The organism is Elioraea rosea, from assembly GCF_007644105.1.
Classification (GTDB): domain Bacteria; phylum Pseudomonadota; class Alphaproteobacteria; order Acetobacterales; family Acetobacteraceae; genus Elioraea_A; species Elioraea_A rosea.
In genome coordinates this window covers 1-20,926 of sequence record NZ_VFAC01000009.1, presented here as the reverse complement: position 1 = coordinate 20,926, position 20,926 = coordinate 1, and the positions used below count along the sequence as shown (strand labels likewise).

Here is a 20,926-nt window from a genome sequence, read left to right as displayed (position 1 = left end):
TGATGGGCCAATCAGAAGGCCGAGAAGCCGAAATCGCCGACCGTCTTGAACACGAGCCGGAAGATCAGGTCGGTTCCCTGGTCCTGCGTCTGCGTACTTGAGAAGCGGCGGGAGTAGATCGCCTGGAAGGCGAAGCATTCGTCCTCGTAGGTGAGGCTGCCGAAGGAGGCGACCATCTCGTTCGCCTCGAGGTCGCGCCGTGCGCCGACCGCGCCGCGCCAGAACCCGTGGATCTTGCCGCCGACCGCGGCGACGATCTCGCGCCGCGCCTCCGGCTGCAGCGCAAGCGGCTGAGCCGGGGCATCGATGTACGAGAGGCTGAGATATCGCCCGCCATAGCTGAACGTGCCGTTGAAGTCGGACAGCGCGTTCGAGAAGTTGTCGTTGTCGAACCGGCCGCGATAGCTCAGCGTCACGTACTCGTTCGGCGAGACGGAGAGCCGGGTGACGTAGTCCGACCGCCTGCTCTCGAGCCCCGATCCGGCTGGGAAGGAGCTGTCGTCCGTGAGGCGGTAGGACTGGCCGAACAGCCCGTCGATGCTCATGCCGCCGACATACCAGGCGCCGCGCAGGCCGGCATTGATGCGCGTGCCTCCCTCGAGCCGATCGACGCCCGGGTACTTGTTGAAGCCGAACAGGTTCGACGCCGAGAACTCGAGATCGACGCTGTCCTCGTTCGGGTAGCGCGTCGTGTCGCCGATCGACGGGCCCGCGACGGCCTGCACGATCGGCTCGATCAGCTGCGCCCCGCCCCAGCCGGCGCGGATCAGCGGCCAGCGCCAGGTTGCCGAGACCTGCGGGTGGGCGCGCCCATAGGTGCCGTCGCGCCCGCCGGGTACCGGCGTGGCGGTCGTATCACCGCCAACATTGTAGCCGATGACGTCGAGATTGCCGGCGAAGGTCCACACATCGCCGATCGGCCCAGAGATCGGGACGCTGTAGGTCGCGCGCGAGGCGACGCGGCGCGTGTCCGTGCCGGTGCGCCGGTTCGTCGCGAAGAAGCCGACGGAGGTGTTGAGCTGTCCGCCGAGGCGGTCGATGTCGGTCACGTACTCGGCATAGCCGCGCGGCAGGACGAGCGGGATCTCGTCGCGGCTGTCGTCCACGCGCAGGCCCTGGTACCAGAAGCTGTCGGCGCGCATGTAGAAGTTGCGCCCGAACCCCTCGACGAACGGCTCGGTCACCAGCGCCGAGGAGCTGTCGAGATTGCCGACGCGGTACTGGCGCAGGTAGTCGCGGTCCGACGAGCGCTGCAGGTTCCAGCCCGCCCGCCAGGTCTCGTCGATCGAGAAGCGGCCGGTCGAGAAGATGTGGCCGCGTCCCTCCCGGTCGCTGTCGATCGTGCCGCTGCCGCGCACCGTGAAGAAGCCGCTGTTGAAGCGACGGCGGTACTCGCCGAACACCGGCACGTTCTGCCGCGAGGTGATCATCGGCGCGAACGTCGCATCCGATTGCGGCGAGATGGCCCAGTAGTAGGGCTGGCGGAAGAACGCACCGAGATGCTTCGAGGAGCCGAAATCGGGGAACAGGAACCCCGACTGCCGCTTCACCGAAGGGTCGGGGTGGGAGAAGTACGGAACGTAGGCAACGGGCACGCCGGCGAACTGAAGCGTGGCGTCGAAATACTCGACGGTCTTCTCCTGCTCGTCATGGATCACCCGGTCTGCCCTGATCTGCCAGAGAGGCGGGCGCTGCGGGTTCTCGGGGCAGGACTCGCAGGTCGAGTACACGCCGCGGCGCATGTCGGTGAAGCGACCCTCGCTCCTGCGCGCGCCGTTCGCGGCGAACCGGCCGCCTTCGGCGAGCAGGGCGCGGATGTCGCGTGCCACGCCCTCGCGCATGTCGTCGGTGAGCTCGGCCTCCTCTGCGAAGAGCACCCGCCCGTCCTCCTCGACGATCGCCACGTCGCCGCGCGCGAGGATACGGTTCGTGTTGCGGTTGAAGCGGATCTCGCGGGCGCGCAGCACGCGGCCGCCCTGCCACGCCTCAACGCCACCGGAGGCGATCACGGTGTTGGAGCGTTCGTCGAAGGAGAGTTCGCCTGCGGTGAAGGCGACCGGCTCGCGCGCCTCCGGCCTCGTCTCGCGGCCCGCCTGCTGCGCGGCCGCCCCGGCGGCGAGCATGAGGGCGGTGGAGGCGAGAAGCGCGCCACGGCGGATATGCCGCCGCATCACCCGTCCTCGAGATGCAGGAGCATGGCGACGGCTAGCGCGAGGCCGACGCCGGCCGGCGTCCACGCAGCGAGCGCGACGGGAATGGTCCCCGACCCGCCGAACTCGCCGACCACCTTGCTCAGAACGAACAGCGCGACGCCCGCGGCGATGCCCGCGGCGATCGCGAGGCCGACGCCGCCACGCCGCGACTGGCGCATCGAGAACCCCGCCGCGACGAGAACCATCACACCGGCAAGCAGGGGCAGCGCGAGCAGCGCCTGGAAGCGCAGGCGATGCTTCAGCGAGGAGAAGCCCGCATCGTCGAGCACGGCGATGAAGCGCGGCAGCGCCCAGAAGCTCAGCGTGTCGGGCGGGGCGAGGCTGTCCTGCAGGCGCGATACGGTCAGGTCGGTCGGGATCATGACCTCGGGAAGCGGCTCGCGCGGCCGTTCGACAGCGACCGAGGCGGCATTGGCGAGCCGCCAGCGCCCGGGCTGGAGCTCGGCCGATTCGGCCTCGAGCCGACTATGGAAGGCATCGCGTTCGGTCAGGCGGAACACCGTCACGCCCTGCAGGCGAAGCGCGCTGCCCGCGATCTCGACGCGACGCCCGTGGATGATCGACCAGCCGCCTCCAGGCACCTGCTCGTCGTGCTGGCGGACCCAGAGCCCGTCGCCGGAAAGGCCGAAGCTTCCTGCTCCGCCTCGAAGGAGCGACGTGTCGAGCCGCTCGGCGCGTGCCAGCATCATCGCCGAGACGGGCGAGAGCGCCAGCGTCGCGAACAGCCCGAGCCCGACCGCGAGCCCGACGGGCACGGCAAGGAACTGCCAGGCCGAAACGCCGGCAGCGCGCGCGACGATCAGCTCCGAGCTTCGCGTCAGCCGCCAGAAGGCGATCAGCCCGCCGAGCAAGATCGCGAACGGCAGGATCTCAATGGCGAGGAAGGGAAGCTTCAGCGCGGTGATGCCGACGAGGTCGCCGAAGCCCACGTCCGTCCGGCCCGAGGCGCGGCGCATCAGCTCGATCACGTCGAACAGCGCGACGACGGCGAGAAGCCCCGCGAGCACGGCGACGGTCGAGCCGAAGAAGATGCGGCCGACATAGGACGAGAGCACGCGGGTGATCCGCATCGCGCTCAGCGCTCCGCCGCGAGGCCGTCCGAGGCGGGCACGCGCCAGGCGGGCGGCCGCATGAGCACCACGGCAGCGACGATGCCCGGCAGCAGTGCGTGCACCCAGATCAGCGGCACGAGGGCGAGCCGGCTCGCCACGGCATTGCCGATCGCGAGCCCGAGCGCGACGAGCGCCGAGCCGACCGCGACGGCGGCGAGGACACGGCCGCTTCGACCGTGGCGGCTGAAGCTTCCGCTGAGCAGGACCGCGAGGCCTACGGCGGCAAGCGAGAGGGTGAAGATGGGGCCCGAGAGGCGCTGATGCGCCTCGACGGTGAAGCGCGCCCTGTCGCGCGCGCTCACCTGCTCTCCCGGCTCGGGGCTGAGGAGCTCGAGCACGCCGCGCTCGCGGGCATCGCGGTAGCGCACCTCGTCACGCTCGGCTGGCGTCGCGAGCGTCAGCGTGTTCTCCGAGAAGGTCAGGATGCGCAGCCGCCCGGTGCGCGGGTCGAGCTCCTGCCGCGTGCCGTTCTCGAGCGTCACCTGGGGCAGTTCGCCCGCAAGGACCAGCCGTCCCCGCTCCGCGAGGATGGTCGACGGAGCGCCCGGGTCCCGCTCGTCATTGACCATGATGCCGTGGAACGTGCCGTCCGCGTCGCGCAGGCGGACATAGACGGTGAGCCCTTCGCCGAGGCTGTTGAACACGCCTTCCTGGATGAGTACCGCCGCCATGCGGTTTCGGATCTCGAACTGGTACTCGCGGAAGGCACGGTAGCTTTCCGGCACCGCCCACAGATTCATCGCCCAGCCGATCAGGGCCGCGATGCCGGCGAGCGCGAGCGCGGGGCGTGCAAGCGCGAACTGGCTCATGCCCGCAGCGCGCATCACCACGAGCTCCCGGTCGTTCTCGAGCCGCTGATAGACGGCGAGGATCACGATGTAGGTCGCGACAGGCAGGATGATCGCGACGAAGTTCGGCAGCATGAACAGCGTCAGCTCGAAGAACACGACGAGCGACAGGCCCCGGTTCAGCACGAGCTCGATGAAGCGCAGCGACTGCGTGATCCAGATCAGCACCGCGAGCCCGGCGGTGACGGCCAGCAGCGCGAGGCCGAGCTGCTTCAGCACGTAGGTGAAGAGATGACCCATCTGTTCCTGTGCCCGGCTGCCCGCTCCCTCAAGCGAGCGGAACGACCTTGCCGGGGTTCATCAGGTTCGCCGGATCGACGCTGCGCTTGATCGCGCGCATCACGTCGAGCTCCGGCCCTTCCCGCCAGGCGGCCAGCGTCTTCGTCTTGAGGCGTCCGACGCCATGCTCGGCGCTGAAGCTGCCGCCCAAGCGACGCACCACCCCGTTCACCGCCGCCGCCACGTCGTCCCAGCGCCGGAGGAACGCGGCATCATCCGCACCTTCGGGAACGGCGAGGTTGAAGTGGATGTTGCCGTCCCCGACGTGGCCGAACGCGCAGACCCGAATGCCAGGAACGATGGCGCGGCATGCCGCGGACGCCTCGGCGAGCAGCGCGGGAACGCGGCTGACCGGAACCGAGACGTCGTTCTTGATCGACGCACCCTCGCGCTTCTGCGCCTCGGAATGCTCCTCCCGCAGCCGCCACAGCGCGGCGCGCTGCGCATCGCTCTCCGCGATCACGGCATCGCGCACGAGCCCTTCCTCGAGCGCGGCCTCGAGGACTGCCTCCATGCTCGCGCGAAGCTGCGCCTGCGGGCGGGGCGAGGACAGCTCGACCAGGCAGTAATGCTCGTGCCGCGCGGAGAGGGGATCGACGGCGCCGGGGATGTGGCGGAACACGAGGTCGAGGCCGAACCGCATCATGTACTCGAAGGCGGATAGCGACGCGCCGTCATGGCGCTGGAAGCGGTTCAGCAGCGCGAGCGCCGCCTCGACGCTCTCGACCGCGACGAAGGCGAGCTCGGTCTCACGTGGGCGGGGGAAAAGCTTGAGCACCGCCTTGGTGATGATGCCGAGCGTGCCTTCCGCGCCGATGAAGAGATGGCGCAGGCAGTAGCCGGTGTTGTCCTTCCTCAGCCGCCGAAGCATGTCGAGCACCCGCCCGTCCGGCAGCACCACCTCGAGGCCGAGCACGAGGTCGCGCGCATTGCCGTAGCGGAGCGTGGTGTTGCCGCCCGCGTTGGTGCTGATGTTGCCGCCGATCTGCGCCGTGCCTTCCGCGCCGAGCGAGAGCGGGAAGAAGCAGTCCGCCTCGAGCGCGGCCTGCTGCACGGTTGCGAGAACCGCGCCGGCCTCGACCGTCATCGTCATGTCCACCGGGTCGAGCTCGAGGATGCGGTTCATCCGCGAGACCGAGATCACCACCTCCTCGCCCGCCTCGTGCGGCACCGAGGCGCCGACCATGGAGGTGTTGCCGGCCTGCGGCACCATCGCCACCCCCGCCTCCGCGCAGAGCCTTACCGCCTCGGCGCATTCCTCGGTCGTCGCGGGGCGCAGGATCGCGGGTGAGCGGCCGGTCCAGAGCCCGCGCCATTCGCGGAGATAGCCCGCCATGTCGCCCGGGTCGGTGAGCATGCCCTTGTCGCCGAGCAGCGCGTGCAGCCGCTCGGCCAGGGCAGGCGTGAAGCCGCCCCGGGCGATCGACGACGCGGCAGGTGGGGTCGTGTCCGGCATGGTCTCGCTCACACTCCTCGCCCGTCCACCAGGCTCGGCGCCGAGGTTTCACCCCTTGGGCGAGCCGGGTCAACCGCCGCAACCGTGCTCAGCGCGGCGCGGCAGCCCGTTTCAAGCGATCGTTGATGGCCAGACCAAGGCCGCGGGAAGGCACGGCCATCGCGGCGATCCGCGCGAGCCCCCGCGCACGGCCCTCGGCATCGAGGCACCTCAGCCCGGCGAACAGGCGTGAGGCCGCCTCCGCGAGGTCGCCTGCCTCGGAGAGGTTGAAGGTCAGCGGTGCGCCGGGCGGGGCGGGGCCGAAGGCGAGCAGGGCCTCGTCCGCCCCCGCCTCCGTGGCCTCGAGGCGTACGGGAAGGCTCGGCGCGTAGTGCGAGAGAAGCAGGCCGGGCGAGCGCAGCGTGCGCGCGCCCTCCGCCGTCGCCTGGTCCATCGGCAGGGCAACGGGCCCGACCACGGCCTCGATCGCCTCCACCGTCGCCCCGCCTGGGCGGAGCAGCACCGGCATCGGGCCCGTGAGGTCGAGCACGCTCGATTCGAGACCCACCGGGCAGGGGCCGGCATCGAGCACGGCGTCGATCCGCCCCGCCAGCCCCTCCCGCACATGGGCCGCCGTGGTCGGGCTGACCTCTCCCGAGCGGTTTGCCGAAGGGGCGGCGACCGGAACGCCGGCCTCGCGCATCAGCGCGAGCGCGACGGGGTGGGAGGGAACGCGCAAGGCCACCGTGTCGAGCCCCGCGCGGGCAAGCAGCGCGACGGGGCAGCGGGGCCGGCAGGGCAGCACCAGCGTCAGCGGCCCGGGCCAGAGCGCTGCGGCAAGCCGCTCGGCCCTCTGGTCGGCCACGCCGAGGCAGAACGCCGACGCGGCGTCCGGAACATGGACGATCAGCGGGTTGAAATGCGGCCGGCCCTTGGCCTCGAAGATCGCAGCGACCGCGCGCTCGTTGGTCGCATCCGCGCCGAGGCCATAGACGGTTTCCGTCGGGAAGGCGACGAGCCGGCCGCCGCGCAGGAGGCCCGCCGCCGCGACGATGCCCGCCGCATCGGCCGCAAGCTCAGCCGTCACGCGAGGCCCCGGCACAGGAAGTCCGGGTTCCGCCAGCCTGGCTTGCCGTAGAGAAGCGGCGCGCCGCCCTCGACCGTGACGCTTCCCCCCGCCGCCTCCACCACCGCCTGCGGGGCGGCGGTATCCCACTCCATGGTGACGCCGAAGCGGGGGTAAAGGTCGCCTTCTCCTTCGGCGATGCGGCAGAACTTCACCGCCGAGCCGACATTGACGAGCCGCGCGACGCGGTGGCCTGCGGCGAAGGCGGCGATGCGCGGGTCATCGGCGTAGTGGCGGGAGGCGTAGATCACCGCGCCTTCAGGCGGGATGCGACGCGCGGCGATCGGCCGGCGCCCCGAACCGTCCTGCTTCCACGCCCCCCCGCCACGCGCCACGGGCCCCACGATGCCGGTGAAGAGCTCGCCCGTTGCCGGAAGCGCGACGGCGCCCAGCAGGGGCCGGCCGTCGCGAACGAGACCGATGTTCACGGCGAAGTCCGGCCTGTCTGCGGCGAACTCGCGGGTGCCGTCGAGCGGGTCGACGAGCCAGAAGAGCGGCGCGGCCTCTGCGATCCGCCCCGCCGCAACCTCTTCCTCCGCCACCACAGGAATGGCGGAGGTTGCGGCGCGAAGCCCGGCGACGATCAGCGCCTCCGCGGCGCGATCGGCCTCCGTCACCGGCGTCTCGTCCGCCTTCGTTTCGATGGCGCAGCCACGCGCTCGCACCTCCATGATCGCGGCGGCGGCCTGTCGGGCGAGGCGTTCGGCAAGGCCCAGAAGGGCCTGGAGGTCATGGTCCACGCCGCTCTCTACCCCGGCCGGGGCAGATGGCAAAGCTCGGCATCGGTCGCTACTGTGCGCGACCCGTCCCGCCCGTCCCAACACCGAACAAGGGTCACCCATGCCGGACATCAGCTTCGCCAAGCCCTCCATGCCGAAGAACGGCGCGCTCGCCGTGCTCGTCGCGGAGGATGGCCTCCCCACCGCGCTCGCCGATCTCGACGCAGCGACCGAGGGGGCCGTCACCCGCGCGGCGGAGGCGGCCTCGTTCAAGGGCAGGAAGGGGCAGAGCTGCACGATCCTCGCACCGTCCGGCACGGGGCTGCCGCGGCTCGTGCTCGTCGGGCTCGGCAAGGCGGGCGACCTCACGGGGTTCGGCGCAGAGGAGGCCGGCGGCACCGCCTATGCCGCGCTTGCGCATGACACGGCCGCCGCGATCGACGCGCGCGGCGCGGCCACCCTCGGCGCGGAGGGGGCCGTGCGCGCCGCCCTCGGCGCGGTGCTGCGGAGCTACCGCTTCGACAAGTACCGCACCAAGGAGAAGCCCGAGGACAAGCCGAAGCTCGGCAAGCTCACGGTGATGGCCGACGACGCCTCCGCGGCGAAGGCAGCCTGGCCGGCCGCGAAGGCGGTTGCCGACGGCGTGTTCCTCTCCCGCGATCTCGTGAGCGAGCCTGCCAACATCCTCACGCCCGCAGAGATGGCCGACCGGTGCCTCGCGCTGAAGTCGCTGGGCCTCGCCGTCGAGGTGCTCGGGCCGAAGGAGATGAGGAAGCTCGGCTTTGGCGCATTGCTCGGCGTCGCGCAGGGCTCGGCCAACGAGCCGCGCATGGTGGTGATGCAGTGGCACGGGACCTCGGGCGCGGCGAAGGGCCGCAAGGCGGCGAAGGGGTCCGCCAAGCCGCTCGCCTTCATCGGCAAGGGCGTGACCTTCGACACGGGCGGCGTCTCGATCAAGCCGGCCGCCGGCATGGAGGACATGAAGTGGGACATGGCCGGCGCCGGAACGGTGATCGGGCTCATGGCCGCGCTCGCAGGGCGCCGCGCGAAGGTCGATGCGGTCGGCCTCGTCGGGCTCGTCGAGAACATGGTCTCGGGCACGGCGCAGCGGCCGGGAGACGTGGTCACCACCGCCTCGGGCCAGACGGTGGAGGTGCTGAACACCGACGCGGAGGGCCGCCTCGTGCTGGCGGACGTGCTCTGGTACTGCAAGCAGCGCTTCGACCCTGCCTGCATGATCGACCTCGCGACGCTGACGGGGGCGATCATCATCAGCCTCGGCCATGAGCATGCCGGCCTGTTCGCCAACGACGACGCGCTTGCGCAGACGCTGATCGCCGCCGGAAAGGTGACGGGCGAGCCGGTGTGGCGCATGCCGCTCGGCGACGCCTACGACAAGATGCTGAAATCCGACATCGCCGACATGAAGAACATCGGCGGGCGCCCGGGCGGGGCGATCACCGCGGCGCAGTTCCTGCAGCGCTTCGTCGATGGCTGCCCCTGGGCGCATCTCGACATCGCCGGCACGGCGTGGAGCTCGAAGGACAAGCCGACGACGCCGAAGGGCGCGACGGCATTCGGCGTGCGGCTGCTCGACACGCTTGTGGCCGAGCACCACGAGGCCAAGGCGAAGGGCTGACGCCACGGCATGGGCGGCGCGGCGCGAATGATCGAGGTTCGCTTCCGCAGGCGCATGCCGGAGAAGGGCGCGCACGCGGTGCTCGCGGGCCCCGATGCCGCGCCCGCGCTGCGGCTCGCGGGCTTCACCGGCGCGGCGGACGAGGCGGCGTCGCACCACGACGCCTCCGGACGCCGTGTGATCGCCGCAGGCCTCGGCACCGCCCCCTCGCCGCGCACGGTGCGCGAGGCGGCGGGCCGGGCCGCGGCACGCGCGCATGGCGAGACGCGGCTTGCGATCGATGCGCGCACGCTTCCCGCAGCGCTTGCGGCCGAAGCGGCCGTGGGCGCCATGCTGCGCGCCTGGCGCTACTCCCGCGCTCCTGTCCCGGCGACGGACGAACCCCCGCCGCCGTTGCTCGAACGGATCGATATCGCGGTGGCCGACAAGCGCCAGGCCGGGGCGGTGTGGGACATGCTTCGCCCCGGCGTCGCTGGCGCGCTGCTCGCACGCGAGCTCGTCACCGAGCCCGCCAACCGTCTCACCCCGCACCGCTTCGCCGCGCGGCTGCGCGAGCTCGAGACGCACGGCCTCGCCGTGGAGGTGCTCGGGCGCAAGGCGTTGCGTGAGGCAGGGTTCGGCGCGCTGCTCGGCGTCGCGCAGGGTTCGGCCGAGCCTCCCTGCGTCGTCGTCCTGCGCTGGAAGGGAAAGTTCGAGGCGCCGCCTGTCGCTCTGATCGGCAAGGGCATCACCTTCGACACGGGCGGGGTGGACATCAAGCCGGCGAACAGGATGTGGGACATGCGCGCCGACATGGCGGGCGCGGCCGCCTGCGCGGGTGCGATGCTCGCGCTCGCGCTGCGCCGTTCGCCCGCGCCGGCCGTCGCCGTGCTGGGGCTTGCCGAGAACATGCTGGGTGCGGAGGCGCAGCGGCCGTCGGACATCGTGCGCACCGTCGACGGCACGACCGTGGAGGTGATCGACACCGATGCAGAGGGGCGCCTCGTGCTGGCCGATTGCCTGGCGTGGACGGCGAAGCGCTTCCGCCCGCGCGCGATGATCGACCTCGCGACGCTGACGGGCTCGATCGTCGTCGCCCTCGGCCATCACCGGGCCGGCCTGTTCGCGACGGACGCAGCGCTCGCCGCCCAGATCGCCGCCGCCGGCGAGGCGGTGGACGAGCATGTGTGGCCGATGCCGCTGACGGAGGGCTACAAGGACGAGCTGAAGAGCGACATCGCCGACCTGCGCAACTGCTCGCCGCGCAGGATGCAGCCCGATGCGTGCCACGCCGCGGCCTTCCTGAGGCACTTCGCGCACGACACGCCGTGGGCCCATCTTGACATCGCCGGCGTCGAGGCGCGGGAGGAGGATGAGCCGCTCGGGCCGAAGGGGGCGACCGGCTTCGGCGCACGGCTGCTCGACAAGCTCGTCTCGCTTCGCTTCGAGATGCCGGAGGAGTGATGGATTGGCCGAGCGCGGCTTCTATCACCTGACGCGCACGCCGCTCGAGACGGCGCTGCCGAAGCTGCTCGGACGGGTGCTGGCGCAGAACGCGCGCGCCGTGGTGCGGATCGGCGTGCCCGAGCGGCTCGAGCCGCTCTCGACCGCGCTGTGGCTCAGCCCGGACCCGGATTGGCTTCCGCACGGCCATGCCGGCACCGGGAATGCCGATCTCCAGCCGATCTGGCTCACCACGGGAACGGACAACCCGAACGGCGCGGCGCATCTCTTCCTCATCGATGGCGCCGACGGGTCGACGGAAGGCTATGCGCGCGTGTTCGACCTGTTCGACGGCGGTGACGAGGCGGCCGTCGCCGCGGCGCGCGCCCGCTGGGCTGCTGCGAAGGCAGCGGGCGACACGCTCACCTACTGGCAGCAGACCGATCGTGGCTGGGAGAAGAAGGCCGGCTGATCAGGCCAATCGGATCAGAGGGGCACGAGGACCGCGCGCACGGCGGCGCGCGGTGCGGCGGAAAGTGCCGCGCGCATCGTCTCGTCGTTCTCGAACGGACCCTCCGGCAGCACGACACCCTCGCATTCGACGGTGACGCTGCGCTCCCGGAACGGCCAAGGATCGATCGCGATGCGTTCCGGATCGTCATCGACCGCGGTCATCGTCAGCGTGGTCTGGCCGGTGGCGTCCGGAACCTCCACCACGTCGCGCGAGCCGGTGAGGCCGTGGCAGATGATCAGCGACATCAGGTCCCACGCCAGGACGAGCGCGCTGTTGCGCGCGACCGTCGCCGGGCGTGCCGCCTCGGCCCATTCCGGCTCCGCCGCGAGGGAGGCGAGCAGCCTGCCCTGCCGCGCCGTCTCCGCCGCGTTGAAGGCTTCGACCGCTGCCGCATCCGCGCTGCCGGGCGGCGACTTGCCGAAGCGCACATAGATGCCGACGCCGTGCATCGAGACGAGCAGTGCCGGGTAGCGGCCGAGCGAGGCGAGCGCGTGATCGACGCCCTTTGCCCAGAGCGGCGCGTGCACGGTGCGCGGCAGAGCGGTGAAATTCCAGGGCTGGCCGGTTGACGGATCGCGCGTCGGCTCCGCCTCCCAGCCGAGCCAGCCGATGTCGTGCTGCTCGGCCGCGAGGCACACGGCCTCGCGCGGGAACACCTCGCCGAAGCGGTCGTTCCCCCAGGCACGTGCGAGCTGGCCGCTGATCCAGGCATGCGCGGGCTGCGGCACGATCACCGTCTGCCTGCCCGCGATGCGTCGGAACAGCATGGCCCCCTACTCCATCCTGATGCCGGTGAGCTCGACGAGCTCACCCCAGCGCGCAACCTCGGCCTTCTGGAAGGCAGCGAACTCCGCCGGCGGCAGGGGTGCTGCGGAGAAGCCGAGGCCCTTCAGCCGCTCCTGCATCGGCGCCTCGGCGATGATGGCGAGGAACGCCTCGGCAAGGCGGTTCACGATTGGCGCAGGCGTGCCGGCAGGCGCCCACATCCCGAACCAGGCATCGACGGAGATGCCCGGCGCACCGGCCTCGTCGAAGGTCGGCACGTCGGGCGCATCGGCCAGGCGCTGCGGCGCGCCGATGGCAAGCGCGCGCAGCTTGCCGTCACGCACCAGCGTCACGACCTGCGGCCAGGTCGAGATGAAGTAGTCGACCACGCCGGCGACCGTATCGGTCGTCGCCTGCGCGCCGCCGCGATAGGGAACGTGCGTCGCGTCCATGCCGAAGCGTCGGGCGAGGCTCTCGGCGATCACGTGGCTCGCCGAGCCGACGGAGGAGGACGCGTAGGTGACCTTGCCGCCGTTCTTCCCCTTCGCCACGAGCTCGGCCAGCGTCTTCGCCGGGTGGTTCGCCGGCACGACGAGCGCGTGGTGCACCGAGGCGAGGCGGGCGATCGGCGCGAAGCTCTCGACCGCGTTGTAGGGCAGGTTGCGGGCCATCACCTGGTTCGAGGCGTGCGTCTGGTTGTTGCCGAGCGCGAGCGTGTAGCCGTCGGCCGGGGCCTGGGCCACCGCCTGGGTGCCGACGATCGCCCCGCCTCCGGGCCGGTTCTCGACGACGACCGCAGCGCCGTTCCACAGCTCCGACAGACGCTGGGCGAGCGCGCGGCCGAGCACGTCGGTGCTGCCGCCTGGCGGATAGGCGATGACAATGCGGATGGGGCGGGAGGGGTAGCCCTCCTGCGCTGCCGCTGGCAGGGCAAGCGCGGCGGGCGCGGCGGCGAGAACGGTACGGCGTGTGATCATGGTGCTGGGATCCTCCCTATGCCCCTGCGCTACGGGGTCGGGGGCAGAGCGTCAAGCTCAGAGATCAAGAATGAGCTCTCCCTCTCCCCGCGAGACGCAGGTGGTCATCATCCGCGCGCGCTTCGGCCCGGAAAGGCAGAGGTCGCGATGCACCACGCGTCCGGCAAGAACAGGCACGGTGCAGGTGCCGCACGCACCGCCTTCGCAGCTTGCCTCGGGCGCGACGCCGGCCTCGCGAAGCACGTCGAGCAGGGAGCGGTTCGCCGGCACATCGAGCGTCACGCCGGAGCGGGCGAGGCGAACGGAGAAGGCCTCGCCGGAGGTGGCGCGCTCGGGCGCGAGGCCAAGGAACGTCTCGGTATGTATCGCTTCGTCCGGCCAGTGGGCGGTTGCAGCGCGGAACGCCTCGAGCATGCGCTGCGGGCCGCAGCAATAGGCGTGCGTTCCCGGCTCGTGGCCAGCAAGCAGGGCGGCGAGGTCGAGACGCCGCCGCGCATCGCCGAACCAGGTGACGAGCCGTTCGCCGAGCAGCACGCGCGTCTCGGCGACGAGCGGCGCGGAGCCTTCCTCGCGCGCGCAGAGATGCAGCGTGGCGTCGGCCCCGGCACGGATCAGCGGCGGAAGCATCGAGAGGAAGGGGGTGAGGCCGATGCCGCCCGCGACCATCACGTGCCGCGCCGCGCCGGCGGCCGCACCGAACCCGGCTTGAGGGTGCGTGGCGTAGAGCCGTGAGCCGACAGGCAGCTCATGCAGGATCGAGGATCCGTGCCCCTCGCGCAGCACCGCGATGTCCCACGCCTCCTCCCGCGCGGGGTCGGAGGCGATCGAGTAGGCGCGCTTCGTTCCGTCAGGGAGCGTGAGAAGCGTGTGCGCACCGCCTTGGAACGGGGGAAGCCTGTCGCGCCTCGCATGCCTGAGCGTCAGCACCCGCACGCGCGGTGTGGCCATCCGCGCATCGGCGACAGTCACGGGCATCAGCACGCGCATGGCGATTCGCTCAGGCCGGAACGATTCAGGCCGGAACGATCCTGTCGCCGGGCCGGATGGTTCCGCCCTCGATGATCCGGCAGTTGAGGCCCGAGCGGTTGGTCAGCGGCCCGAACAGAGGCTTGCCGAGCAGGTCGTCGAGATATTTGCAGGGAACGTTCAGCCGCCCGCCATAGAGACGCACGGAGCCGACGCGGAACTCACGCCCGACAAGGTTGTTGAGCGGCACGTCGCGCACAACGAGGTTGCGCCGCGTCTCCTCCGGGGAAAGATCGATTCCGTGGTCGCGCTTGAGCGCGGTCAGCGTCTCCTCGTCGATCAGCGTCACCTGCCTGTCGGCGTGCGGCTTGTTGCTGTAGGTGCCCTTTGCGGTGGCGTAGCGATCCCCCTCGATGCCGACGCCGGCGATGAGGTTGGCCTCGGCGAGGGTCTCCATCTCGACGGATGCGGCTTCGGCGATGTGGATGGAGAGAAGCTCCCCGTCGAAGATCAGCGGCATGGCGTTCCCCTGGTGCAGTGTGACTCAACCGGGCGTGATGCCCTGCATTAGTGGCGCCCCTTTTGGCCGATCCGGACGCGATGAGCGAGCGGAACGCGGCTCCGTCGCCGGCAAGCGGCACCGTTCCCTGAGCGAGCAGCCTCTCGCGCGTCTCCGGCGCGGCGACCGCCGTGCCGAAGGCCTGCGCAAGCCTCACGAGGATCGGCGCGCGCGTCGCGGCCCGAGCGGCGTGTGATCATTTTTGGTTTCTCCCACTGCCTTCAGCGTTAGGGCGTCGCGCTAGGGCCTTGGTGGTGCACCGTCAAGCGACCTAGTCGCTTTGCATGCCAAACCGCGCCGCCAGCGCGCGCAAGCGCGTGCGTATGGCCACCGTGGCGCGCATACGATGCCAAGCATCACCCACATAACGATACCGATCAGCACGCCTGAAAGACTGGAGCTTGTGCCTGAGCTGATGCGTCCAGGGCGCATCAATGCCGTTCAGCGCAGCCTGACGTAGGATTTCGTCGAACCTGTCCGCTTCCCTGGGGTACAGTTCCAGACTAGCGATGTGGCTAGGGTGGAAGGGCGTGTCGAAGCAAGGCGTTTCGGTCACGCCGCAGGCGAACATCGCAAGTCGCGTGCGCACGCATTTTGCGCACACCCCGCAATTGACGTCCTGCTGTGGACCCAACCAGCAGACCTTGAGTGTGGCCAGTGCCGTTGGGTGATGCGCGATCAGCGCGAGCTTTTCGGTGCGCGTGAAGCCGCCGCCGTCATGGCGCATGGCCATGTCGTCGCCCGACATCAGATGATCCGTCGCCATCGTCGAGCCCCAGGGGGGTACGGCAAGATCAATTGGCTCGCCGGAGCCGATCAAGCCGATACCGAACTCATGCGCGTATTGATGCAGCATGCAGCCGAGCTGGAGACCGTGCGAATCCTCCCAGTCCTGCTCAAGTGTGGTGCGCACATCGGTGCGCAACCGCATCAGGGGTACCCCTCGTTCAGCCAGCAGCGGCATGACGCGCGCAACGAGGCGGTTGAAGGCAAGCTCGTGCTCGAGCGGCACATCGAAACCGTGCACCATGAGCGCCGTGGCCAGCGGTTCGGCTTCCTCCTTGGGCAGCACGCCCGTATGGCGCAGAAGCGTCGCAGTGGCATCCACACCGCCGGAGAACACGGCGAGCGCCCGCTGTGGCGGAAGTGCCGACAACGGCGCGAGTGCATCGGCCGTCACGCGCACCGGCGAAAGCTTTCCGCGCCGCCAGCGCGCCCAATAGGTCTGCAACTCCGCTTGATTGCGCAGTGCGCGCGGGCTGAGCGTGCCTTCGACATGAACCGGTGAGCCCAGGCGCATGGCATGCTGCAACACGCAGAACAACGCACCATCATGTGTGCGTGGTGGTGGAGCATCGGTCTCGAGCATCAGCATCGTCGTCGTGCTGCGTGAGAGCGCCACATGATTGCGCCGCTGCTCAACGGTGATGACGCGCCGCGTGCCGCCAGCCGTGCCGTGCTGCGCAAGGCGCAGGATCGTTGTTGCTGATGCCATCGCTGATTTCGGTGAAGTGTCGTTTCGTTCCCTGCGCCAGGGTGAAACCCCCTGCAGGTGCGTTGTCAAGCAACGTGGATCCGCACCGTCCGATCCCCGCGCTGCTCAGCTCGCTTCCTCGAGCGCCGTCTGCGCCTCGAGCCAGGCTTCCTCGGCCGCAGCCGTCTCGCGCGCGATGGCGGCGAGGCGCGCGTTGGCGAGCGCGATTTCCACGGCCTTGCCCGCGCCGGCATAGAGCTTTGGGTTGGCAAGCTTCGCCTCGATCGCCGCACGCTCCTCGGCGAGCTTCGCGATCGTCTTCTCTGCATCCTGCGCGCGGCGGCGAAGCGGCGCGAGCGCGGCGCGCGCAACCGCGCGGGCCTTGCGGTCCCCGGCCTTGTCGCCTGCCTCCGCCTTCGCGCTCGGCGGGCGTGCGCGTTCGGCGAGCCAGGCGCGATAGTCGTCGAGGTCGCCGTCGAACGGCGTCGCCGTGCCGTCCGCGACGAGCCAGAGACGATCCGCCACCAGATCGACCAGATGCGGGTCGTGCGTGATCAGCACCACCGCGCCGTTGTAGTCGGCCAACGCGCGCACGAGCGCCTCGCGCGCGTCGATGTCGAGATGGTTCGTCGGCTCGTCGAGGATCAGAAGCTGCGGCGCGTCGCGCGTGGCGAGCGAGAGCAGCAGCCGCGCCTTCTCCCCGCCCGAGAGGGAGCCGACCTTGGTGTTCGCACGATCGGCGTCGAGGCCGAAGCGCGCGAGCTGCGAGCGCACCTGCATCGGGTTCGCGCGCGGCAGGGCGCGGGCCATGTGGTCGATCGGCGTCTCGGAGAGGACGAGATCGTCCTCCTGGTGCTGCGCGAAGAAGCCGACGGTGAGCCTCGGCGTGCGGAAGACATGCCCACGCTCGGCCTCGAGCCGGCCGGCGATCAGCTTCGCGAGCGTGGACTTGCCGTTGCCGTTGCGACCGAGGAGCGCGATGCGGTCGTCCTGGTCGATGCGGAAGGAGAGGTTCGACAGCACGGGCGGCCCGCCATAGCCGACGGACGCGCCGTCGACCGTCACGATGGGCGGGGCAAGCGCCTGCGGCTCGGGGAAGGCGAAGCGCGTCGGCGTGTCCTCCACCACCGCCTCGATCACCGGCAGCTTGGCGATCGCCTTCAGCTTGCTCTGCGCCTGTCGGGCCTTCGAGGCCTTGGCGCGGAACCGGTCGACGAATTCCTGCAGATGCGCCCGCTGAGCGGCGATGCGCGTTGCCTCCGCCGCAAGCTGCTCCGCGCGCTCGGTGCGGATGCGCACGAAGTCGTCGAACCCGCCCGGATAGACCGCGATCTTGCCGCGATCGAGATGGGCGATGGCGTGCACGGTGTTGTCGAGCAGCGTGCGGTCGTGGCTGACGATGATCGCCGCTCCCGGGAACTTCGTCAGCCACGCTTCGAGCCAGAGCGTTGCCTCGAGGTCGAGATGGTTGGTCGGCTCGTCGAGGAGCAGGAGGTCGGGCTCGACGAACAGCACGGAGGCGAGCGCGACGCGCATTCGCCAGCCGCCCGAGAAGGAGCCGACGGGCTGCGCCTGCGCGTCGGCGTCGAAGCCGAGGCCGGCGAGGATGGTGGCGGCCCGGGCGGGCGCGGCATCGGCGCCGATCGTGCGAAGCCGGTCATGGATCTCGCCGAGCCGCTCGGGCGGAGCGGTGTCGGCCTCCGCCAGAAGGCGCGTGCGCTCGAGATCGGCCGCGAGGACGGTCTCGACGAGTGAGGCCTCTCCGCCCGGCGCCTCCTGCGCGACCTTGCCCATGCGGATGCGCGGGGAGACGGCGAGCGTGCCGCCGTCGAGCGCGAGGTCGCCCGAGATGGCCTTGAGCAGCGTCGATTTTCCCGCGCCGTTCCGGCCGACGAGGCCGACGCGCCGCCCCGCATCGAGCGTCAGGTCAGCCTGGTCGAGCAGGGTGCGGCCGGCGACCCGGATGGTGGCGCCGCGGAGGGTGAGGATCGTCATGGGCGCGGTGTAAAGCCGTTTCCACTTGGGTGGAACGGCTCTCTTCTATCCTTGCGAGCATCTTCACGTATACCGCTTGCAGCCGCATGCGATCTGCTCGAGCGCCTCGGGGCAGGGGGAAGGAAGGGGAGGCGCGCGGTTTGACGGGTTTCCTTTTGCCGGCACCTGCCGTAGATGCGCGCCACCTCACGAGGAGCAAGGAACCTGCCCATGGCCAACGAGCGCACCTTCAGCATCATCAAGCCGGACGCCACGCGCCGGAACCTCACCGGCAAGATCAACGCGGTTTTCGAGGGCGCCGGGCTGCGGATCGTCGCGCAGAAGCGCATCTGGATGAGCCGCGAGATGGCCAAGACCTTCTACGCCGTGCACGCAGAGCGGCCGTTCTACAACGACCTCGTGGACTTCATGTGCTCCGGCCCCGTGGTGGTGCAGGTGCTCGAGGGCGAGAACGCAGTGGCGAAGAACCGCGAGCTGATGGGTGCGACGAACCCCGCCAACGCCGCCGAGGGAACGATCCGCAAGCTGTTCGCCGAGAGCATCGAGGCCAACAGCGTGCACGGTTCCGACAGCCCCGAGAACGCCGCGATCGAGATCGCCTACTTCTTCGCCGGCTGCGAGATCGTCGGCTGAGCCGCCTGATGGCCTGAGTGATTCGGGGCGGCTTCGGGCCGCCCCGCTCCCTCGTCCGGTCAGACGAGGAAGATCGCCATCAGCACGAGAAGGGCGATGATGCCCACGACCGACCAGGTGGTGAAGGTGATGAAGCCGCCGAGCATCGCCTCGCGGTCCTTCAGGAAGGCGGGGTCGACACTGGTGTCGGTGGTCACGTGCGTTCCGTGCTGGGCCATCGCCTCACCTTGGTTCGTTCTGGTCGTCTGGCCGGGGTTCTAGTCGGCCAGGCCGGGCAACGGCAAGGGGTTGAGGAGCATCGCCCCCGCCTCCGGCACGCGACCGGCCTCCCCCCGCGCCACGGCCGCGAGCACGGCGGGGTAGAGCCGGTGCTCGGCCGCGAGAACACGCGCCGCAAGCGTGGCCTCGGTATCGCCGGCGAGCACGGGCACCGCCGCCTGGCCGAGGATCGGCCCATCGTCCATCGCCTCGGTGACGCGGTGCACCGTGCAGCCATGCAGCTTCGCGCCGGCCTCGAGCGCGCGCCGGTGCGTGTCGAGGCCGGGGAAGGCGGGCAGCAGGGAAGGGTGGATGTTCAGCATCCTCCCCGCCCAGGCAGAGACGAGAAACGGCGTGAGAAGCCGCATATAGCCTGCGAGGCAGACGAGCTCGGCGCCGGCCTCGCGCAGCGCGGCATCGACCAGCCTCTCATGCGCCTCGCGGGCACCCGTGAGGCCCTTGTGCGGCACTGTCGCCGTCGCCACCCCCGCGGCCGATGCCACGGCAAGGCCGGGGGCGCCGACGACGTTGGAAAGGACAAGAACGATCCGCGCGGGGTAGTCGGGACGCGAGGCGGCCTCGAGCAGGGCGCGCATATTGCTGCCGCGGCCGCTGATCAGCACCGCGACCGGAAGCCTTTCGGCCATGTTCAGCGGAACCAGTCCGCCGGCGGGTCGATGGTCACGACCGCATCGCCGTCTCCCGGCACGATGCGGCCGATGCTGAACACGCGCTCGCCCTCCGCGGCCAGAAGCGCTGCCGCCTGCTTCGCCTTCGCCTCGGCGACGACGATCGCCATGCCGATGCCGCAGTTGAACACGCGCAGCATCTCCTCCGCCGGCACCTCGCCGGCGCGGGCCAGCCAGCCGAACACGGGAGGCGGCGCCCAGGCCGAGGCATCGAGCGCGGCGGCGGTGCCGGCTGGCAGCACGCGCGGCAGGTTCCCCGGCAACCCGCCGCCGGTGATGTGTGCGGCGGCCTTGATCAGCCCCGCGCGATGGGCCGCGAGAACCGGCTTCACGTAGATGCGGGTCGGCGCGAGCAGCGCCTCGCCGAGCGTCTGGCCAGGCGCGAAGGGCGCGGCGCTGCCCCAGCCGGCATGCGCGGCGGCAGCGATCCGCCGTACCAGCGAGTACCCGTTCGAGTGCACGCCCGAGGAGGCGAGGCCGAGCACGACATCGCCCGCGCCGATATCGGGGGCGGGAAGCAGGCTGCCCCGCTCGGCCGCGCCGACGGCGAAGCCCGCGAGGTCATAGTCCCCGCTTGCGTAGAGCCCCGGCATCTCGGCTGTCTCTCCGCCCACCAGGGCGCAACCCGCCTGGCGGCAGCCCTCGGCGATGCCGGAAATCACCGTCGCCGCCTGCTCGACCGCGAGCGAACCTGTGGCGAAATAGTCGAGGAAGAACAGCGGCTCGGCGCCCTGGACCACGAGGTCGTTCACGCACATCGCCACGAGGTCGATGCCGACGGTGCCGTGCTGGCCCGTGTCGATGGCAAGCTTGAGCTTGGTGCCGACGCCATCGGTCGTCGAGACGAGCACGGGGTCGGTGAACCCGGCGGCGCGCAGGTCGAACAGCGCCCCGAACCCGCCGAGCCCCCCCATCGTGCCGGCGCGCGCGGTCGCGCGGGCAAGCGGGGCGATGCGGTGGACGAGGGCATCGCCGGCCGCGATGTCGACGCCGGCGTCGCGGTAGGTCAGGCTGGCGATGGGGGCCTCCGATCGGCTAAGGGGGTCACCCCGGCGGGCCGAGGGACGGCCGCCGGAACATCCGGGGGATTTCGCGCGTGACAATAGAGGGCTGCCTCGGAGAAATCAGCCGCCGATCGGTCGCGGGACTGACGCGCCGCGGCGTCATGGGTGCGGCGTTCGCCTCTCTGCTGCTGCCTGGCCGCGCGCTCGCCCAGGGCGGCAGCGGCTTCGCGGTCCGCGGCGTGCCGGCCGAAGCGACGGCCGACACCGCCACCGCCGCCCGCGAGCGGGCCATCGCCGGC

The 20,926-nt window shown here is 70.8% G+C and carries 20 protein-coding genes; 5 read left to right on the top strand and 15 right to left on the bottom strand.

What is annotated here, in order from left to right:
* Positions 1 to 11: 11 nt before the first annotated feature.
* The 6 genes from FIF60_RS08195 to cysQ form a co-directional block, all read right to left on the bottom strand.
* A complete protein-coding gene (locus FIF60_RS08195) occupies positions 12 to 2,171 on the bottom strand; it encodes an LPS-assembly protein LptD (protein WP_144185582.1) in 2,160 nt (719 codons plus the stop codon).
* On the bottom strand, positions 2,171 to 3,283 hold the full coding sequence (lptG, locus tag FIF60_RS08190; RefSeq protein ID WP_144185581.1) for an LPS export ABC transporter permease LptG: 1,113 nt from the start codon (positions 3,281 to 3,283) through the stop codon (positions 2,171 to 2,173). The genes FIF60_RS08195 and lptG overlap by 1 nt, the downstream gene beginning before the upstream one ends.
* A gap of 5 nt (positions 3,284 to 3,288) precedes the next feature.
* Complete coding sequence (gene lptF / locus FIF60_RS08185) at positions 3,289 to 4,413, bottom strand: LPS export ABC transporter permease LptF (RefSeq protein WP_144185580.1); 1,125 nt, start codon at positions 4,411 to 4,413, stop codon at positions 3,289 to 3,291.
* Positions 4,414 to 4,441: 28 nt separating this feature from the next.
* The gene (locus FIF60_RS08180) at positions 4,442 to 5,908 is read right to left on the bottom strand and encodes an FAD-binding oxidoreductase (protein ID WP_144185579.1); all 1,467 of its coding nucleotides are present in this window, start codon (positions 5,906 to 5,908) and stop codon (positions 4,442 to 4,444) included.
* Positions 5,909 to 5,996: 88 nt separating this feature from the next.
* Positions 5,997 to 6,974 carry an L-threonylcarbamoyladenylate synthase gene (locus FIF60_RS08175; protein ID WP_144185578.1) on the bottom strand — a complete coding sequence of 326 codons (978 nt, stop codon included), beginning with the start codon at positions 6,972 to 6,974 and terminating at the stop codon, positions 5,997 to 5,999.
* A complete protein-coding gene (gene cysQ, locus FIF60_RS08170; protein WP_239451551.1) occupies positions 6,971 to 7,753 on the bottom strand; it encodes a 3'(2'),5'-bisphosphate nucleotidase CysQ in 783 nt (260 codons plus the stop codon). Before cysQ ends, FIF60_RS08175 begins: the two co-directional genes overlap by 4 nt.
* A gap of 100 nt (positions 7,754 to 7,853) precedes the next feature.
* Between cysQ and FIF60_RS08165 the strand changes: the two genes are divergently transcribed.
* From FIF60_RS08165 to FIF60_RS08155, 3 genes are read left to right on the top strand one after another with little or no spacing between them, the layout of a single operon-like run.
* Positions 7,854 to 9,371, top strand: coding sequence for a leucyl aminopeptidase (locus FIF60_RS08165; protein ID WP_144185576.1), 1,518 nt, complete (start codon positions 7,854 to 7,856; stop codon positions 9,369 to 9,371).
* Between the two features lie 27 nt (positions 9,372 to 9,398).
* Positions 9,399 to 10,814, top strand: a complete 1,416-nt coding sequence (locus tag FIF60_RS08160) for a leucyl aminopeptidase (protein WP_144185575.1) — start codon at positions 9,399 to 9,401, stop codon at positions 10,812 to 10,814.
* A 4-nt stretch (positions 10,815 to 10,818) separates the two neighbouring features.
* Positions 10,819 to 11,265 carry a DNA polymerase III subunit chi gene (locus FIF60_RS08155; RefSeq protein ID WP_144185574.1) on the top strand — a complete coding sequence of 149 codons (447 nt, stop codon included), beginning with the start codon at positions 10,819 to 10,821 and terminating at the stop codon, positions 11,263 to 11,265.
* 14 nt (positions 11,266 to 11,279) lie between these two features.
* On the opposite strand, the gene FIF60_RS08150 is transcribed toward FIF60_RS08155, so the two are convergent.
* The 6 genes from FIF60_RS08150 to FIF60_RS08125 form a co-directional block, all read right to left on the bottom strand.
* Positions 11,280 to 12,074, bottom strand: coding sequence for a DUF3891 family protein (locus FIF60_RS08150; protein WP_144185573.1), 795 nt, complete (start codon positions 12,072 to 12,074; stop codon positions 11,280 to 11,282).
* Between the two features lie 6 nt (positions 12,075 to 12,080).
* Complete coding sequence (locus FIF60_RS08145; RefSeq protein WP_144185572.1) at positions 12,081 to 13,049, bottom strand: Bug family tripartite tricarboxylate transporter substrate binding protein; 969 nt, start codon at positions 13,047 to 13,049, stop codon at positions 12,081 to 12,083.
* A gap of 57 nt (positions 13,050 to 13,106) precedes the next feature.
* Positions 13,107 to 14,036, bottom strand: a complete 930-nt coding sequence (locus FIF60_RS08140) for a PDR/VanB family oxidoreductase (RefSeq protein WP_144185571.1) — start codon at positions 14,034 to 14,036, stop codon at positions 13,107 to 13,109.
* Positions 14,037 to 14,061: 25 nt separating this feature from the next.
* A complete protein-coding gene (locus tag FIF60_RS08135; RefSeq protein WP_144185570.1) occupies positions 14,062 to 14,535 on the bottom strand; it encodes an MOSC domain-containing protein in 474 nt (157 codons plus the stop codon).
* A 310-nt stretch (positions 14,536 to 14,845) separates the two neighbouring features.
* A complete protein-coding gene (locus FIF60_RS08130; RefSeq protein WP_144185569.1) occupies positions 14,846 to 16,069 on the bottom strand; it encodes a hypothetical protein in 1,224 nt (407 codons plus the stop codon).
* Between the two features lie 105 nt (positions 16,070 to 16,174).
* Positions 16,175 to 18,043 carry an ABC-F family ATP-binding cassette domain-containing protein gene (locus tag FIF60_RS08125; RefSeq protein ID WP_144185568.1) on the bottom strand — a complete coding sequence of 623 codons (1,869 nt, stop codon included), beginning with the start codon at positions 18,041 to 18,043 and terminating at the stop codon, positions 16,175 to 16,177.
* A 210-nt stretch (positions 18,044 to 18,253) separates the two neighbouring features.
* On the opposite strand from FIF60_RS08125, the gene ndk reads away from it, so the two are divergent.
* Positions 18,254 to 18,676 (top strand): nucleoside-diphosphate kinase, encoded by a 423-nt coding sequence (ndk, locus tag FIF60_RS08120; protein WP_144185567.1) that lies wholly within the window; start codon positions 18,254 to 18,256, stop codon positions 18,674 to 18,676.
* Positions 18,677 to 18,735: 59 nt separating this feature from the next.
* Here ndk and FIF60_RS21910 read toward each other — a convergent pair whose 3' ends face one another.
* The 3 genes from FIF60_RS21910 to purM are packed head-to-tail and all read right to left on the bottom strand — an operon-like array spanning position 18,736 to position 20,642.
* Positions 18,736 to 18,873 (bottom strand): aa3-type cytochrome c oxidase subunit IV, encoded by a 138-nt coding sequence (locus FIF60_RS21910; RefSeq protein ID WP_204251136.1) that lies wholly within the window; start codon positions 18,871 to 18,873, stop codon positions 18,736 to 18,738.
* Between the two features lie 60 nt (positions 18,874 to 18,933).
* Positions 18,934 to 19,581 (bottom strand): phosphoribosylglycinamide formyltransferase, encoded by a 648-nt coding sequence (purN, locus tag FIF60_RS08110; protein ID WP_144185566.1) that lies wholly within the window; start codon positions 19,579 to 19,581, stop codon positions 18,934 to 18,936.
* Positions 19,582 to 19,583: 2 nt separating this feature from the next.
* Positions 19,584 to 20,642, bottom strand: coding sequence for a phosphoribosylformylglycinamidine cyclo-ligase (gene purM / locus FIF60_RS08105; RefSeq protein WP_144185661.1), 1,059 nt, complete (start codon positions 20,640 to 20,642; stop codon positions 19,584 to 19,586).
* A 77-nt stretch (positions 20,643 to 20,719) separates the two neighbouring features.
* Between purM and FIF60_RS08100 the strand changes: the two genes are divergently transcribed.
* On the top strand, positions 20,720 to 20,926 hold a 207-nt coding region (locus FIF60_RS08100), incomplete at its 3' end, for a hypothetical protein (protein WP_144185565.1).